This window comes from Chlamydiota bacterium, from assembly GCA_016178055.1.
Lineage (GTDB): Bacteria > Auribacterota > JACPWU01 > JACPWU01 > JACPWU01 > JACOUC01.
Window position 1 is genome coordinate 1 of record JACOUC010000037.1, and the last position, 14,718, is coordinate 14,718.

The 14,718-nt window shown below is 40.1% G+C and carries 16 protein-coding genes and 2 pseudogenes; 14 read left to right on the forward strand and 4 right to left on the reverse strand.

Annotated features, from left to right (window positions below):
- Positions 1-645: hypothetical protein (locus HYS07_05685; GenBank protein MBI1870670.1), on the reverse strand; the 645-nt coding region annotated here is incomplete at its 3' end.
- Positions 646-988: 343 nt separating this feature from the next.
- Here HYS07_05685 and HYS07_05690 point away from each other — a divergent pair.
- From HYS07_05690 to HYS07_05725, 8 genes and pseudogenes are all read left to right on the forward strand, one after another.
- The gene (locus HYS07_05690) at positions 989-1,240 is read left to right on the forward strand and encodes a CopG family transcriptional regulator (GenBank protein MBI1870671.1); all 252 of its coding nucleotides are present in this window, start codon (positions 989-991) and stop codon (positions 1,238-1,240) included.
- 2 nt (positions 1,241-1,242) lie between these two features.
- Positions 1,243-1,650 (forward strand): type II toxin-antitoxin system VapC family toxin, encoded by a 408-nt coding sequence (locus HYS07_05695; protein MBI1870672.1) that lies wholly within the window; start codon positions 1,243-1,245, stop codon positions 1,648-1,650.
- Between the two features lie 170 nt (positions 1,651-1,820).
- Positions 1,821-2,116: pseudogene (locus HYS07_05700) on the forward strand (hypothetical protein).
- 59 nt (positions 2,117-2,175) lie between these two features.
- Positions 2,176-3,144 carry a TonB C-terminal domain-containing protein gene (locus HYS07_05705; protein ID MBI1870673.1) on the forward strand — a complete coding sequence of 323 codons (969 nt, stop codon included), beginning with the start codon at positions 2,176-2,178 and terminating at the stop codon, positions 3,142-3,144.
- Positions 3,141-4,430, forward strand: a complete 1,290-nt coding sequence (tolB, locus tag HYS07_05710) for a Tol-Pal system beta propeller repeat protein TolB (protein MBI1870674.1) — start codon at positions 3,141-3,143, stop codon at positions 4,428-4,430. The genes HYS07_05705 and tolB overlap by 4 nt, the downstream gene beginning before the upstream one ends.
- Positions 4,431-4,443: 13 nt before the next feature.
- Complete coding sequence (pal, locus tag HYS07_05715; protein ID MBI1870675.1) at positions 4,444-4,992, forward strand: peptidoglycan-associated lipoprotein Pal; 549 nt, start codon at positions 4,444-4,446, stop codon at positions 4,990-4,992.
- Positions 4,993-5,080: 88 nt separating this feature from the next.
- Positions 5,081-5,743: a LysM peptidoglycan-binding domain-containing protein gene (locus HYS07_05720; GenBank protein ID MBI1870676.1), complete on the forward strand. Its 663-nt coding sequence runs from the start codon at positions 5,081-5,083 to the stop codon at positions 5,741-5,743.
- A 25-nt stretch (positions 5,744-5,768) separates the two neighbouring features.
- Positions 5,769-6,476, forward strand: a complete 708-nt coding sequence (locus HYS07_05725) for a hypothetical protein (GenBank protein MBI1870677.1) — start codon at positions 5,769-5,771, stop codon at positions 6,474-6,476.
- A 70-nt stretch (positions 6,477-6,546) separates the two neighbouring features.
- Here the strand turns inward: HYS07_05725 and HYS07_05730 are convergent, their stop codons facing one another.
- Together HYS07_05730 and HYS07_05735 are read right to left on the reverse strand one after the other, a co-directional pair.
- Positions 6,547-8,325 (reverse strand): DUF2207 domain-containing protein, encoded by a 1,779-nt coding sequence (locus HYS07_05730; GenBank protein ID MBI1870678.1) that lies wholly within the window; start codon positions 8,323-8,325, stop codon positions 6,547-6,549.
- Positions 8,322-8,870 carry a LemA family protein gene (locus tag HYS07_05735; GenBank protein ID MBI1870679.1) on the reverse strand — a complete coding sequence of 183 codons (549 nt, stop codon included), beginning with the start codon at positions 8,868-8,870 and terminating at the stop codon, positions 8,322-8,324. The genes HYS07_05730 and HYS07_05735 overlap by 4 nt, the downstream gene beginning before the upstream one ends.
- A gap of 175 nt (positions 8,871-9,045) precedes the next feature.
- Between HYS07_05735 and HYS07_05740 the strand changes: the two are divergent.
- The 6 genes and pseudogenes from HYS07_05740 (at position 9,046) to HYS07_05765 (ending at position 13,507) form a co-directional block, all read left to right on the forward strand.
- A pseudogene (locus HYS07_05740) lies at positions 9,046-9,364 on the forward strand (AAA family ATPase).
- 234 nt (positions 9,365-9,598) lie between these two features.
- Positions 9,599-10,420: a glycosyltransferase gene (locus HYS07_05745; protein ID MBI1870680.1), complete on the forward strand. Its 822-nt coding sequence runs from the start codon at positions 9,599-9,601 to the stop codon at positions 10,418-10,420.
- A 96-nt stretch (positions 10,421-10,516) separates the two neighbouring features.
- The gene (locus HYS07_05750) at positions 10,517-11,494 is read left to right on the forward strand and encodes a hypothetical protein (GenBank protein ID MBI1870681.1); all 978 of its coding nucleotides are present in this window, start codon (positions 10,517-10,519) and stop codon (positions 11,492-11,494) included.
- Positions 11,487-12,575, forward strand: a complete 1,089-nt coding sequence (locus tag HYS07_05755; GenBank protein ID MBI1870682.1) for a hypothetical protein — start codon at positions 11,487-11,489, stop codon at positions 12,573-12,575. Before HYS07_05750 ends, HYS07_05755 begins: the two co-directional genes overlap by 8 nt.
- Positions 12,576-12,956: 381 nt before the next feature.
- Positions 12,957-13,298, forward strand: a complete 342-nt coding sequence (locus HYS07_05760; protein MBI1870683.1) for a hypothetical protein — start codon at positions 12,957-12,959, stop codon at positions 13,296-13,298.
- Complete coding sequence (locus HYS07_05765) at positions 13,298-13,507, forward strand: hypothetical protein (protein MBI1870684.1); 210 nt, start codon at positions 13,298-13,300, stop codon at positions 13,505-13,507. Before HYS07_05760 ends, HYS07_05765 begins: the two co-directional genes overlap by 1 nt.
- 24 nt (positions 13,508-13,531) lie before the next feature.
- On the opposite strand, the gene HYS07_05770 is transcribed toward HYS07_05765, so the two are convergent.
- Positions 13,532-14,476 carry a transposase gene (locus tag HYS07_05770; protein ID MBI1870685.1) on the reverse strand — a complete coding sequence of 315 codons (945 nt, stop codon included), beginning with the start codon at positions 14,474-14,476 and terminating at the stop codon, positions 13,532-13,534.
- Positions 14,477-14,718: the final 242 nt, after the last annotated feature.

Here is a 14,718-nt window from a genome sequence, read left to right on the forward strand (position 1 = left end):
ATTAAGATCATGGTTTTTTAAGAATTTCTTTTGAGTTTTTTGCAGGGCTTCTTGATCCGGGAATGAGGAGAAAAAGGACATGTCCATTTGGCCGACGGAGCCTTCGGAGAAGACTGAAAAGATGCTCGAAGCTCGAGGCTCAAGGCTCGAGGATAATACTCTGCTCGAAGCTCGAGGCTCGAGGCTCGAAGTAAATACTTCTCCAGTTTTTGCTTTTACTTCTGCTTTTGTTTTTGCTTTTGTTTTTGCTTTTGCTTTTGCCTCGAGCTTCGAGCCTCGAGCCTCCAGCTGGTTTTGAGTTTTTGCCTCGAGCTTCGAGCCTCGAGCCTCGAGCTGTGTTTTTAGTATTTGAAGAATTCCTGCAATGTTCTTCTGTACTTCTGAATTGCAGTGAATGTCTTCGATGATGAAAAGAAGGGGGCGGTTTTCGATTATTTTACGATCTTTGATTTCTCCGAGGTCGGATGGGATTGTAAGGTGTTCGAGAAGAGAGGGTTGTAGATTATCCACACCCAAATTTGAAAGATTGGCCAAAGAAATGGGATTTATTCCTGAACGCTCTAAGGCGTAAGGCGTTGCTATATCGTAAAATAGAAATGAAAGAATGAGGATGAAACTCACACATTTTTGGGCAGTTTTGAACATAGATTGGCCGTTTCTAAAGTCAAAAAACAGAAATTTTTCCTTAACAATCTACCATACTAGACACAGGGGGGATGAGAAAGGTCAAAAAAATTTTTGAATTAAAGCAAAATTACTCATGAGTAATTTATACTAATGGTGAATTTACTGATGCCTTCCTTATCTCCTTATAATTTGATGGGGTCTTCCCATCATAAACAGATAAACTGACCTGCCACGTCATTTTATCAAGATAAAATTACCTACAGTATTTATATAGTTTCACAAGTTTTATTAAAATGATGAAAATAAAATATATTAACTTTTTACATTGACAATAAAAATAGTAATGTATAATGTATGGTGTATGATGACACGAACTCAGATTTATCTTAACAAAGATCAAATGCAAAAATTGAAATTTGAGGCTCAAAAAGAACATCTTTCTCTTTCTGAGCTGATACGCAGGGCCATGACCGACTTCTTAAAAAAACGGTCTCAAAAGGTTTCATGGAAGAGCGATCCTTTGGTTAAAGCCATTGGAACCCTAACACTTTCGGTTAACAATGCTTCTACAGCCCATGACTCCTATCTTTATGATAAAAAGGTCACGGATTGATTGTGGGAAAGATATTCGTTGATACCAGCGCCTGGGTCGCCCTTTTCATAGAGAATGACCATCTTCATTCAAGAGCGCTTCCCATTTTTGAAAAAATTTATCGAACAAAAACGATGCTTTATACCTCCGACTATGTCATCGACGAAACCCTTACAACCATCCTGGTTAAAGGAGATCATTCCAAATCCGTCCTTGCTGGCAAGGCACTTTTTGAAAGCAATATTATGGATATCATTTATGTTGCCCCGAATCATTTTGAAGGAACATGGGAGCTTTATCAAAAGTATAAAGATAAAAAATTTAGCTTCACAGATGTTTCTTCTTTTTTTATCATGAAGCAACTAGGCATCAACCAGGCTTTTTCTTTCGATGCTCATTTTCAACAAACAGGATTTGAGATGCTAAATTAATAAGGTCTTCGCGTTAACATCGTAAAATAGAAATAGATTTCTCATGACCACCCTCAAAAATAATTTCAAATTGCTTTTCTTGAAATTTGAAAATTAGAAAAAATTTTTTATCAAGAGAAATGAATCTGTTAAAACCCATTCCCTGACCTTTTCCCCAGAGGAAATGTGTCCTGACACTTTACAGAAAATTAAAAAACTGTGAAATTCTTTCAGTCTTTATCTATTCCAAAATTCATGAGACCGAGCTTCAACGTCTTCCAAGTCTTCCAAAGCTGAAATTCATTGCAACGCGTTCTACGGGATTTGATCCTATTGATTTGGAGGCTTGTCGCAAAAGAAAAATCCAAGTCCTCATGTCCCTCATGATGGTGAAAACACAGTAGCCGAACATACCTTTGCACTCATTCTTTCCCTCTCAAGAAATGTCCACAAAGCCTATATCCGCACGATACGAGGCGATCCTTGAGAATATTGTAACCTGAATTATGCTTTACATTGATCCATCATTAATGATAATGAAGATTTGTGAAAAATCTTATTCACTCTCTCATCTATCGTAAAGAACTCATTCAATCCTTTTGGGGACATGGAATCCTTTTAATAGGGATGCTGATCTTCTCCATTTTTCAGCCTCAACCATTCTTTAAACACGAAAAATTTTATACCGTTAATTTAACCAAATTAGGTGATTCAGGAGCTGGAGGCTTACCAAACTTTGGTATAAAAGAAGTACAAACAATTACATCTCAAGCCACTCAAGCTCCTCCCAAAGCAAAAGTTCAAACTCTGCCCAAGCCCCTTCCAAAACCAATAACCCCTCCCACACCCCCTACTCAAAAAACCATCCGTAAACCCATTCCACCTCCTTCTCTGGCCCCTAAAAAAAAGATTTCCCAAACGATTCCGAAAGCCACCCCTAAACCTCCTCCTCCAACTCCCAGCCTTTTCGATCGACTCAAAAACCGTTTTGAGAAAATTGAAACTCATGAGATTCCCCCAAAATCAAATTTAAAATTTGTAGAGCCCTCGAGTTTAACTCCAGATTCCCCATTTCTGCCAACTCAAAACTTTGCAGAATCTAAAGTCCATTTTGTAGAACCTGGAGCCTGGTCCCCCCCTCAGAGCGGCTCAAACCAAGGCCGCGAACAAACTGTCTCTATTGGAATAGGGGGTCAAGGAGGCCAGGGGAATGCCTCGGGCAAGGAATTTCCATTTAGCTGGTATATTGACCTCGTTCAAAATAAAATCACTGCAAATTGGAAAGAGCCTGCAAAATCCTTGATTCAAAATGAACATGCGTTTACCATTATTTCATTTGAAATTTTAAAGAATGGGCAGATTCGTAATATGGTTTTTCTAGAGCAGTCTCATATAACCTCCTTAGATTACTCTGTGACTGAGGCGGTACAAGCTTCAATCCCATTTCCTCCGTTGCCAGGGAATTATCCTGATAATACGTTAAGTGTAAAAATTAAATTCGAGCTAACACAATGAAAAAAACAGGATTTCTAATCGCCTTAATACTTCTTTTCCCGGGGTCATCTCATGCCACAGAGGTGGAACTTCAAATCTCGAAGCAGGCAGGGAAAAAAATGGATGTAGCGCTTGCACCTCCTCAAAACACACTTCGTAATCAAACGGCCCTGCCCAATTCTTTTCAAGAGACCTTATCCTTTGATCTGGATCAATCAGGTTATTTTGATTTGGTAAAGGCCCCTTCTGAAGTCCAGGCCATTTCAAAAAGTGAAGCGTTAGATTCCATTAGCGAAACGGCCCGGTGGAGAAGCCTGGGAGCAGAAATCGTCGTAAAAACCGCCTATGTTGTTAATGGCCCAACAGGAACGATGGACCTTTATGCCTTTGAAGTTCAAGACCAGAAAAGAATTTTTGGAAAACGCTACAAATTTAATTCATCGACCCTCAATCTTCTCGCCCATACCTGCGCCAACGACTTAATTTATCATTTAACCGGAGAACAAGGCATCGCAGGAACTGAAATTGCATTTGTTGCGGGAAATTTAAAATCCAAAGAGGTTTTTATTTGTGATACCGATGGGAAAAATGTTCGTCAATTGACCCAGGATCATCACATCGTTCTAGGAGTGAGTTGGCACCCTCAAAAAAGGAAATTAATTTATACGTCTTTTAAAGATGGGCAACCTCATATTTATCTTCATGATCTTGATCGGGGAACACGAGAGAATATTTCTCATTATCCAGGGCTCAATGCAGCGGCTAAGTTTTCTCCCGACGGCCAACACATTGCCATGGTTCTTTCTAAAGATGGAAATCCAGAAATTTATTTAACGGACCTGCACGGAGAAAATTTAAAACGTCTAACCAACCACCCATCGGTCGATGCTTCACCTTGCTGGTCACCCGATGGAAGAAAAATCGCATTCATGTCGGACCGTAGTGGCCATCCTCATCTCTATCTTCTCGATCTGAGAGGGGAAATTCTTAAACGACTCACCCATCAAGGAACTTATAATGCCTCGCCTTCCTGGTCCCCAAAAGGGGATAAAATTGCCTTCAGTTCTGATATGGCAGGAGGTTTTAAAATTTGTGTCTTGGATTTAAAAGATGAAACGATTACTATTGTCAGCCAGGAAGGAGGTGAAGCAGAAGAACCGGATTGGGCTCCTGATGGAGAACACATCGTCTATAGCTCAAGAGTGGGTGAGATCTACCAAATTTTTATTGTCAATATTTTGGATGGGAAGACCACACGTCTTTCTTCGGGGCAAATGAGCTGTTTAACACCAACTTGGTCATATTGAAAGGGGGAATGAAATGCGAAGGATGGCAGGAATATTAATTGTTGTTTTATGCGTGTTTGGATTGATGGGACTTGAGGGTTGTGCAAAGAAGAAAAAAGGTTTGGTTTCTGAGCAGGCAGGAATTGGCATGACGGGAGATAACTTACAAGCTTCTGCTCTTAAAGGAGAAGACATTCCCCTCACAGAGGGCGGCGAATTAGGATCTTTCGTTGAACCGGATGACCCACTTATTTTTGCTGATGTCCATTTTGACTATGATAAATCAGAGGTTAAAAGCGATGATCGGAAAACGTTAGAGGGGATTTCAAATTGGCTAGGGGAACACGACGATGTTCAACTCATGGTTGAAGGTCATTGTGATGAACGTGGATCCAATGAATACAATCTCGCCCTAGGCGAGCAAAGGGCCCTTGCGGTACGTCGCTATCTTGTTGGACTTGGAGTCGATGCTGAAAAAATTCATACTGTCAGCTATGGCGAGGAAAAAGCACTTGATCTTAGCCACACTGAAGAAGCCTGGTCAAAAAATAGAAGAGCTCATTTCCTGGTTTCAGTGCAATAAAATACGGTTACCCGTTACCAGTCACCGTCGATAGAATGAATGACTGGTGACGAGAGACCGGAGACTGGCAACAGGGAAGCGGTAACTCATGAGAAAAATTTTATTACTTGGAGCTCTCTCATTTCTACAATATGGTTGCGCCATGAATGAAATTGCAACCAAGAATGATGTTCAGGAAGTCCAGGGGAAGCTTCAAGCCCACCAAGTCGACTTAAGCGAGGAGGTGCTCTCTCTCAAACAAAAAATGAACCAGTTTCAATCTGAACTTGAAGAATTAAAAAATGATCAAAATTATTTCCAAAAATCAACGACCTCTCAAACAGAAGCACTTTCCTCTCGTCTCATTTTACTCGATAAAAAAATATCACTCCTAGAATCTAAAATGATCGAGATTCAACTAGAACTATCAAAAGTAAATTCTTCTGTCGGAGAAACTCTAAAAACGCAAAACAAGCAGATGGAAGAAGTAAGAAAAGCTGATCTTAGTCAAACCGAAGAAAAACTAAAGGTTATTTTCGAGGAAGTTTCAAAAGAAAATGAACGGTTATGGCGTGAAATTCATTCTCTTAAAGCTTCTCCCTCTTCTCATTCTCAAGCAAGCAATGGATTTCATGTGGTTCAATCGGGAGAAAGTTTATCAAAAATTGCATCAAAATATGGGATATCGGCTCAAGGTTTGGCCAATGCAAATTCCATTACCCATTTTAATTCGATTCGGGTAGGTCAGAAATTAAAGATTCCGGAAAAATGAAAAACGGATTCAAAGGAGAAAAATCATGCATGAATTCCTAAGTCGAATGAGTGAGTATCTCCACGCATCTCCCCTTCTTGCCCTCATCGCTGCTTATATTGGAGGCGTTTTGACCAGTTTTACTCCTTGCGTTTATCCTATCATCCCCATCACGGTGACCTATATTGGAGCTCGTGGAGAGGGTTCAAAACTAAAAGGATTTTTCCTTTGCCTTTCTCACGTTCTTGGAATTTCAGTCACCTATTCTCTTCTAGGGGCTTTCGCTGCCTTGACAGGAAAATTCTTTGGCAATATCAGCACGAATCCCTGGTCCTTTTTTATTACCGGAAATGTCGTTCTTCTCATGGGGCTCAGCATGCTGGGTGTTTTTAACATTCCCAATATCAAATTTTTAGGGAAGCCTAACTCAAAGGGTTTCGTCAAAGGCCATTTAGGAGCCTTTTTTCTTGGGCTTGCGGCAGGGCTTGTCGCGGCTCCTTGCACAGCCCCTGTTCTGGGAGTGATTCTAACCTTTGTAGCTCAAAAACAAAATTTGGTCCTGGGCATCTCAACCCTTTTCGTTTTTGCTTATGGACTCGGAACCATTCTCATTCTTTTAGGAACTTTCGCCGCTCTAGCCACAGCACTCCCAAAACCAGGCGCTTGGATGGAAAGGATCAAAAAAATATTTGGATGGTTGATGCTTTGTGTTGCAGAATATTTTCTGATTCAGTGCGGAAAGTTTTTGATTTAAACATTGAACTACGAGATCCTTCACTACGCTCAGGATGACACTTCGTTTCACTTTTCACTTTAAACTGTCTTTACCACGCCCCTCCTCCCCCTCCACCAAAACCTCCGCCTGAAAAGCCTCCACCTCCAAAACCGCTTCCGCCAGACCAGCCGGATCGGCCGGAACCTGACGACCTTGGAGCCGATGTAAAAACCCGTGAAGAGGTCCGTTCCATCCGGTTTAAGCTATTAGAAAAATAAATCATATTCCAAATCGGGTAAGGCGAAACATACCAGGAAGGAGCTGTGGTATATAAATTTGCAAAAACCTTAGACCAAGGTTTCGTCAAGTTAAGACAAATCGCGAAGGGCAGTAATTTTTCAAAAACTGCCTTTGCATCCACTTTTTGAAAAGTCTCTGCTTGGGCTCGACGAATATATTCTTCTAAACCCTTAACCTCTTCAAAGGCAAGCACTCCCTTTGAAGTTTTTCGAGGCATGAGCGGAGCAAAAAAATAGAGAAGAAGAGATGATAAAAGGGTTGTGATCAGAACAGGAATAGAAGGTAACGGCAAAAACCCTATCTGGGGCATATTTAAACTCCAAAACCATAGAATACCTCCTAACCCCAAAGAAATAACCGATGCACTTCGATAACGCTTCCTCACTTTTTCTGGAGAACCTACGAAATATCCCTCCTCTACCAATTGCTGATAAAGCGTGTGCTGCAATATTCCCAAATGTGTATAAAATTTATTCTCAAGCAATGAAAGAAGTTGGCGATCTCCGGTTGAAAAAATGGCCTTCATCAGAATTTCTTCATGGCGCTTTAAAACACTCCCTGTTTTAGGTTGAGTTTTTACAAAGAAAAAATCATCCTCCTTTTCCTCAATTTTTAAATATCCTTTCACTGCCAAGCCTACAATATTCGCCGTAATATCTCTTAAATCGACTCTCTCATCGATCAATGTTCCGACCTCAGCCGGGGTCATTCCTTGAGGAGGATCATAAGCAACCGCAATGCTTCCTCGCCCCAAAGGATCCTTTCCAGAACGAAACCAGCGAAGTAAAAGAAAGAGAAAAAGAAGAGGGAAAAGACCATAAGGCCAGTTATCTTCCAAAAACCATCGCGCTTGCTTAAAAAAAGGAGGCAACTCCAAAATTCCTTTTTTAATTCCTAAAACAATCGTCAAGCCTTCATAAGGAGATAGCATTTTTCGAGTTTCATAGACAACGGTTCTAGAATCTATTTTTTTTATTTGAATATGATAGCGCTCAACACTGCCAAATCTCCCTAAAAAAGCATCCCACTTAACATCTGAATCCTTAACGTCCTCAGGTAAGGTAATGATCATTCGGACCTTCTCTATGGCGACATTCCATTCATTTCCGGTCACATTCCAGTAAAGTTCATCATGCTCTTCAAAACCCAGAATCGCATTTTGAATGGTATAGCGAAGGGTATAGGGTTCTATTCCAGAGAGATATCGATGGGGATTTCCAATCTTGACATAGAGTTCACCCTTCTTAAAAGAAGTCCAGAATCGATCTTCCGAGTGATGACTGCTAGCTTCTTCTAACTTCGTTCTTAAACGAAGTTGATGACCTAAACGGGTTTTATTGACCCATGGAATAAATCGATAAATTCCATGGTGGGGATCTTCAGAAAAATCTGCCGTGATTTTTTCTTCAACGGTGATGCTGGAATCTTTGTGAATATCGACATCGACTTCAAAGGCTCGAATGGACCAGGCGTGAACGTCGCAACACAAAAAGAATAAAATTGAAAATAGAAGAAAATTTTTCCATATTTTTTTAAACTGAAAAGCAAAAATGAATTTCGGATTTCGGATTTTGGATTTCGAAATCATAATAAGTTAACTTTCTGGGCATTAGCCTCACTCGCCTCTTCTAATTCAAAAAATTCTAAAGGTTGAAAATGGAAAATTTTTGCAATGATGAGATGGGGAAATTGACCCATGAGCGTATTGTAATCACGGACAACCGCATTGTAATAGCGCCGTGCATTTTGAATTAAATTTTCTGTGTCCGTTAATTTTTCCTGAAGACTTAAAAAAGTCGTGTTGGCTTTTAACTCTGGATAGCGTTCTGATAAAAGAATAAGCGACTTTAAATTTTGCGTGAGATTTTGTTCGCTCACCCCTTTTTCTTCAACACGATGAACGCCTTGGGCCGATTGCCGAGCGAGTGTGACCTCTGTGAGGGTCCCCCGTTCATGCTGCATATAACCCTGAACGCAGGTCACGAGACTCGGAATTAAATCGTGCCTTCGTTTCAGTTGAACATCGACATCCGACCAAGCCCCTTCAGCCCTTTTTTTTAGCCCAATCATTCGATTGTAGAGCCAACCTACCTCAACCGAAATAAGAAAAATAATAATCCAGGATATTTTCATCAAAAAGATTTTACGCGAAATGAGGGAGAGTTCATAATGCTTTTTTAGCTTTCTACCAAAGGAAACATTTATTGATGCAATATAACTCACGTAGCATCAGTAAAGCCCTCATAAAGTCAAGCCGGCATTATCCGGTGATGAGTCAACGGATCCCAGACAATCTGGAAAAACAACCCTGGTAAAATCCCTATTCCCAAACCACGAATATGTCTTATTGGAGAATCCCGTAGATCGAGAGTTTGCCTTAAACGATCCTAAAGGTTTTCTGAATAGATATTCAAAGGGTGTCATCATTGATGAAGCTCAAAGAGCTCCCGATCTTTTTTTCCTATATTCAAGGAATTGTGGATGAAAAACAGAAACCCGGTCAGTTTATTCTTACGGGATCACAAAATTTCTTATTGATAAAAAAAGATTCTTTAATATTTTCATTTTTATTTCCCTTTCTGTGTCCAAGAGAAAAAGCTATAGCTGGGTCTTATGGCTGTTTATAGAATGAGATGATTGTCAAAGCAAGATTTTTCCTACTCTCCCAAAGCATGTTCTTTTCTGGCCTACGTTACCTAAGACACTCCTTTTTTAAAAAATTACTTCAAATCTATTCTTTGGTTTTGATACCCTTAATTTTGCAACATCTGAAAAGGCATTATCGAGGCAAATTAAAAAAATCATTTCTCGTTATCCTCATTTTATCCATAACCTGATCCAAGAAAAATTGAATCATGTCTATGTATAACAAAGTCAGTGTCATCATTCCAACTTATAATAGAGCCTTGTGGCTTAAAGAAGCCATTGAATCCGTCTTAAATCAAAACTCTCGGCCTAAAGAAATCATTGTCGTCGATGATGGATCCAATGACTCTACGGCAGAAATTGTTAAACAATATTCTCAGCTTAAATATATTTCTCAAGAAAATCATGGGGTTAGTCATGCAAGAAATGTGGGCATCAAGGCATCCCATGGCGAATGGATTGCGTTTCTAGATTCAGACGATTTATGGGGCCCGGACAAACTTAAAGTTCAACTTCAAGCAATTTCAACATACCCTCAGACTTCAATTTTTTATACCGATGAAATTTGGATTCGTAACGGTCGCAGAGTCAATCAAGGGAAGCGCCATGCCAAACATTCCGGCTGGATTTTTGAGCAATGTCTTCCTCTTTGCATCATTAGCCCTTCCTCTGTGATCCTTCATCGAAACGTATTTGAAAAAGTTGGGCTCTTTGATGAAAGCCTTCCCGCCTGTGAGGACTATGATTTGTGGTTAAGAATTGCTCTTCAATTTCCGATTCATTTTATTTCAGAAACTTTAATCACTAAGCGCGGCGGACATTCTGATCAACTTTCTCGAAAATTTTTTGGAATGGACCGATTTAGAGTTCAAGTCCTGGAAAAAATTTTAAAAAATCCTTTACTGACTCCGCTTTTACGAGAATCCGTTTTGGTTGAAATTGAGAAAAAAAGCCAAGTCTATGCCGCAGGCTGTCTCAAGCGAAATCGAGTGGAAGAATATGAACAATATAAAAATAGTCCAAAGTTTCAGGTTTAAAGTTCAAAGAAAACCCAAGCCTGGAAATCCTTGAACCTTGAACTTTAAACCTTATTTCCGTCCACATCGAGTGAACAAAGATTTAGAGCGACAACGATGAACATCGAATCCTGGCCTATTTCAAAATTAAGCAATCTGTCCACCCCTTTTAACTCCACTTTTGGTGATCCGCCAAAGCTTCTTGAAGATTCAATTCAAAAAATTGGGGTCATTCATCCTCCCCTTCTTCTTACGGAGAAAACTGGACAACCTATTCTCATTTCTGGAAAACGCAGAATCGAAATTGCAAAAAAAATAAATCCCCATCAAACCCTCTGGGTCAAATCTTATACCCGAGAAGAGCTCACAAATTTACAGGCATTTCACCTCAATCTTTACGAAAATTTAAGCATCAGAAAATTTAATGCGATTGAAAAATCAAATGTTTTAGCCCTTCTTACAAATTTGGGAATCTCTCAGGAATCTCTTCAAAAAGAATATCTCTCACTTCTTGAACTCCCCCTAAAAGAGGAAACACCCCAACAATATTTTTATCTTCAGAAACTAGACGAGGAAACGAAACAGCTTGTTTCATTAGGTATTCTTCAAGTGGATTCAGCCTTGATCTTATTAAAACTTGATTTTAAAGATCGATCTTGTTTGACTTCCCTCATTCAAAATCTTCGTCTGGGAGTCAATCCTCAGAAAATACTGATCCGACTTGCCTGGGACATTTTCAAAAAAGGGAACATCCCGCCCCACGAACTTTTTGAGAGCCAAACAATGAAAAATATTCTAGAAGAAGAATCTTGGTCTACAGGTCAAAAATGGGCTTCGATCGAGTATGAATTAAGGAAATTACGCTATCCCCGCTTAAGTCAAATGGAAGAGGAATTTAAAAACATCAAAAAAGAAATGAAGCTCCCTCCTACGATCACACTCCAAAGTCCACCTTATTTTGAAAGTCCAGATTATGCGTTGCAGTTACGCTTTCGAAATTTGGAAGACTATCAAGAAAAACTTGCTATACTGCAGCAAATGGGAAATAACAAAAATATGGAAAAACTTTTTAAGCTGACTACTGAATATGAGTAAAATTTATTATCCCAAACATCTTTTCATTGAAGAATCGGTCCGAGAAGCCGAACTCGCCCAAACGGTGCTTAAAAATCTTACTCATCTAACTCCTCAATATTTTGAAGGACAACCTGAAGACTTTTTCTCGAATATCAGCATGAAAGATGGAAAAGAAGTCCTGGTCCTCGCCGAAAAAAGAGGCCGTTTTCTTAAACCCTGCCCAGGTTCAAAGGACTCCCTTTGCTGTGGTTATTTTATTTTGGAATCTCAAAGCAATTGTAATTATGATTGTACTTATTGCATTTTACAAACGTATCTTAATAGTCCTCCCTTGATCGTTTACACCAATTTGAACGACATGTTCGCTGAACTAAACGGAATGTTTGAAACAAGCGATAAAATTCAATTTCGGATTGGAACAGGAGAATTGAGCGACAGCCTCTCCCTAGATCACATTACAGAATTTTCAAAAAAACTTGTGCCTTTTTTTGCACAAACACAAAGGGCCTGCGTTGAACTTAAAACAAAATCAACTCAAATTGAAAATTTAAAAGGGCTTGATCATCGGCGCCGAACCATTGTCTCGTGGTCGCTCAATACCCCGCGTATGGCCCGGAAAGAAGAACTAAAAGCAGCCTCGATTGAAGAAAGACTTGAGGCGGCACGCCTTTGCCAAGAATGGGGTTATCCTTTGAGTTTTCATCTGGAACCCCTTCTCTATTATCCCGAGTGGGAAGAAGATTATCATGCATTAATTCAAAACCTGTTTAAGGTCATCCATCCTGAAAGCATTGCCTGGATCAGCATCGGGGGGTTGCGCCTGATTGATGGGCTTAAGGATTTTGCTGAAGAACGATTTCCAAAAAGTTCTTTTCTTTACGAAGAACTCATTCCAGGAACAGATGGAAAATTACGCTATCTTAAGGTGATTCGTTTAGAAATGTATCGCAAAATTTCTGGTTGGATTCGAGAATGCGGCGGGAAAGTCCCCATGTATCTTTGCATGGAGTCATCAGACCTCTGGCGCAAGGGACTGGGCTACGACTTTGAGCATGCCGACAAGGCCGATGAATACCTTGGAGAAAATGTTTTTAGGTAAGAACCTGCTCTAACCCTAATTCTAACCCTAATGTAGAACGCCTGGTTCTCATACAACCTTGACAAAACGCACGTTCTATTCTATCCTTATTTAGAAGGGTGCTTTTATACTAAACCATCCTTATAAATAAGGATAGAATAAATCCATGGAAAAGAAGGAATTAATAAAAACCATCATCAAAGAGTCTCAAGAAACGTAATAGTTCAGCCCCTAAAAAAGGGATTCATCAAATTCTTTCACCGGCCGTATTCCGTCGTTGATGCAGCCTGCCTTGCTTGATCCAAGTTTTGACGGTTAATGTACTGAATGATCATTCGTTCACCCTATGTTTTTTGTTGATATTACCGTAGTATTATATACTACTAAGGTAATATGGATACAATGAACAGTCATCAAAAGCTTCTTTCCAGAAGGAGGAAGGCATTAAGCGGGATAAGGCGATCTATCCTGAAAATCGTTGTTCGTGGAAGTATTCGGACTCATGGCAATATCTGTGGAACACCTGGCTACCGATGTAAACGTAAAGAGAATCCCCTCTTGCATGGGCCGTATCATTATCTATCCTTCAGAGGGAGTCGAGGTAATCACAGTATCATGATCATGGGTGAGCGAAAGCGGAAGGTTGAACAGGGAATTCGAAACTATAAATGGATCATGAAGGAATTAAAAAGGATCTCGGACATTGATTTTCGCATGTTAAGGAATGATCCCAGGGGCGAATGATGAAATGCGAGAACTGCATCCAATTTGAAAAACAGCTCAAGTCTTTGAAAGAGAAGATGGAGCTGATTCAATATGAACTTGCGCAATATAAAATGGAGCGGTACCCAAAGAAGAAGGATCGGGATAAGGATGATAAAGACAGCAAAACCCCCCCAAAAAGAAGGGTGGATTATTCGGGCATCGACTATGACTATGACTATGGGGTCTGACTATGGGGTCAAATCTCCTGTTGCCTAATTATTAAGTTCGCTTATCAGGATCTCTACCTTTTGTGCAAATATTCTATCATTCGCTATTCTCTCCCTCACATTCTTACAATGCCAGCTGATGGTCTTGTAACTTCTTACCCTAAATTTCTCGGCGACTCTGGCTTGGTTAAGATTGCACAGTTCGCATGCTAAATAAATGGCCAATTGTCTAGCCTCATTCTCCCGCCCCCTAATCCCTTTTTCAAGCTCTTGTCGATTGACTTTATACCTTCTCCCGATCTTCTCTAGCATCTCTTCTAATCTGGGCCTAAAATGCTCTTCCTCGCTCTTTGTTACCTCGCTTGATACTTCCTTCACTTTCTCCCTCATTTCTTCTACAAATCCCTCTGTCCCCAAGATAGGACTTCGCTTTTTGCTCTTATAAAATTTATCTGTCTCTGTATCATTTCCTGCCATTACATATTCATGAAATCCTTTCGGTCCCTCTAAGCTCTTTAGCAGCCTTTCCTTGCCTACCCAACTTTGCTTCTTATTCATATATTCTTTGTGGCTGCTCCACTCGTAGTCTCTCGGATCTATCACCAGCCCTGCTTCGACAGGATTTAAATGGATATACCGAACAACCGCCCCTAAATATTCTTCTGCTTCAACCACAATCGCCTTATACCTGCCCCGGAATAAGGCACCATCCCTTCTGTGTGCTCGATTAAATCGTTGCGTGTAAATCCCATCCAGATGTCTCATCACCCTAGATAAATTTCCCTCAGGTGTTTGAAGACAAAGGTGATAGTGATTACCCATTAGCGCATACGCAAAAACTTGTACTGCCCATCTCCGCCGAAGTTCCTCCAGAAGCCTCAGGAAGTTTTCATAATCTTCTTTTTCCAAAAAAACTTTCTGACGGGCAGTGCCACGATTCATTACATGATAGACAGCGTCTGGATATTCAATCCTCAAGGGCCTTGCCATCTGATTTTCTCCATGTTTTTTAGAACTACAATACCTTTAATTCAGTTTAATCAACATCTTTAATTAGGTAACTAGAGATTTGACCCCTATACTATACTATATTCCTCATGGAGAATATGAATGGTTTCAGAAAAAGATCAGATGCAGGCGCCATGGTGGAAAACAGGGTTTTTATTCGCCTGCGTGAGCTTTCAGAGGATTTAAGGAAAATCAACTTTTGGAGAACAAAAATGGGTGCAGAA

Excerpts from the sequence above, each read along its gene's own strand:
- HYS07_05725 (MBI1870677.1), top strand. The coding sequence starts at position 5,769 with ATGCATGAATTCCTAAGTCGAATGAGTGAGTATCTCCACGCATCTCCC.
- HYS07_05720 (MBI1870676.1), top strand. The coding sequence starts at position 5,081 with ATGAGAAAAATTTTATTACTTGGAGCTCTCTCATTTCTACAATATGGT.
- HYS07_05765 (MBI1870684.1), top strand. The coding sequence starts at position 13,298 with ATGAAATGCGAGAACTGCATCCAATTTGAAAAACAGCTCAAGTCTTTG.
- HYS07_05730 (MBI1870678.1), bottom strand. The coding sequence starts at position 8,325 with ATGATTTCGAAATCCAAAATCCGAAATCCGAAATTCATTTTTGCTTTT.
- HYS07_05745 (MBI1870680.1), top strand. The coding sequence starts at position 9,599 with ATGTATAACAAAGTCAGTGTCATCATTCCAACTTATAATAGAGCCTTG.
- HYS07_05770 (MBI1870685.1), bottom strand. The coding sequence starts at position 14,476 with ATGGCAAGGCCCTTGAGGATTGAATATCCAGACGCTGTCTATCATGTA.
- HYS07_05755 (MBI1870682.1), top strand. The coding sequence starts at position 11,487 with ATGAGTAAAATTTATTATCCCAAACATCTTTTCATTGAAGAATCGGTC.
- HYS07_05760 (MBI1870683.1), top strand. The coding sequence starts at position 12,957 with ATGAACAGTCATCAAAAGCTTCTTTCCAGAAGGAGGAAGGCATTAAGC.
- HYS07_05750 (MBI1870681.1), top strand. The coding sequence starts at position 10,517 with ATGAACATCGAATCCTGGCCTATTTCAAAATTAAGCAATCTGTCCACC.
- tolB (MBI1870674.1), top strand. The coding sequence starts at position 3,141 with ATGAAAAAAACAGGATTTCTAATCGCCTTAATACTTCTTTTCCCGGGG.
- HYS07_05690 (MBI1870671.1), top strand. The coding sequence starts at position 989 with ATGATGACACGAACTCAGATTTATCTTAACAAAGATCAAATGCAAAAA.
- HYS07_05735 (MBI1870679.1), bottom strand. The coding sequence starts at position 8,870 with ATGAAAATATCCTGGATTATTATTTTTCTTATTTCGGTTGAGGTAGGT.
- pal (MBI1870675.1), top strand. The coding sequence starts at position 4,444 with ATGCGAAGGATGGCAGGAATATTAATTGTTGTTTTATGCGTGTTTGGA.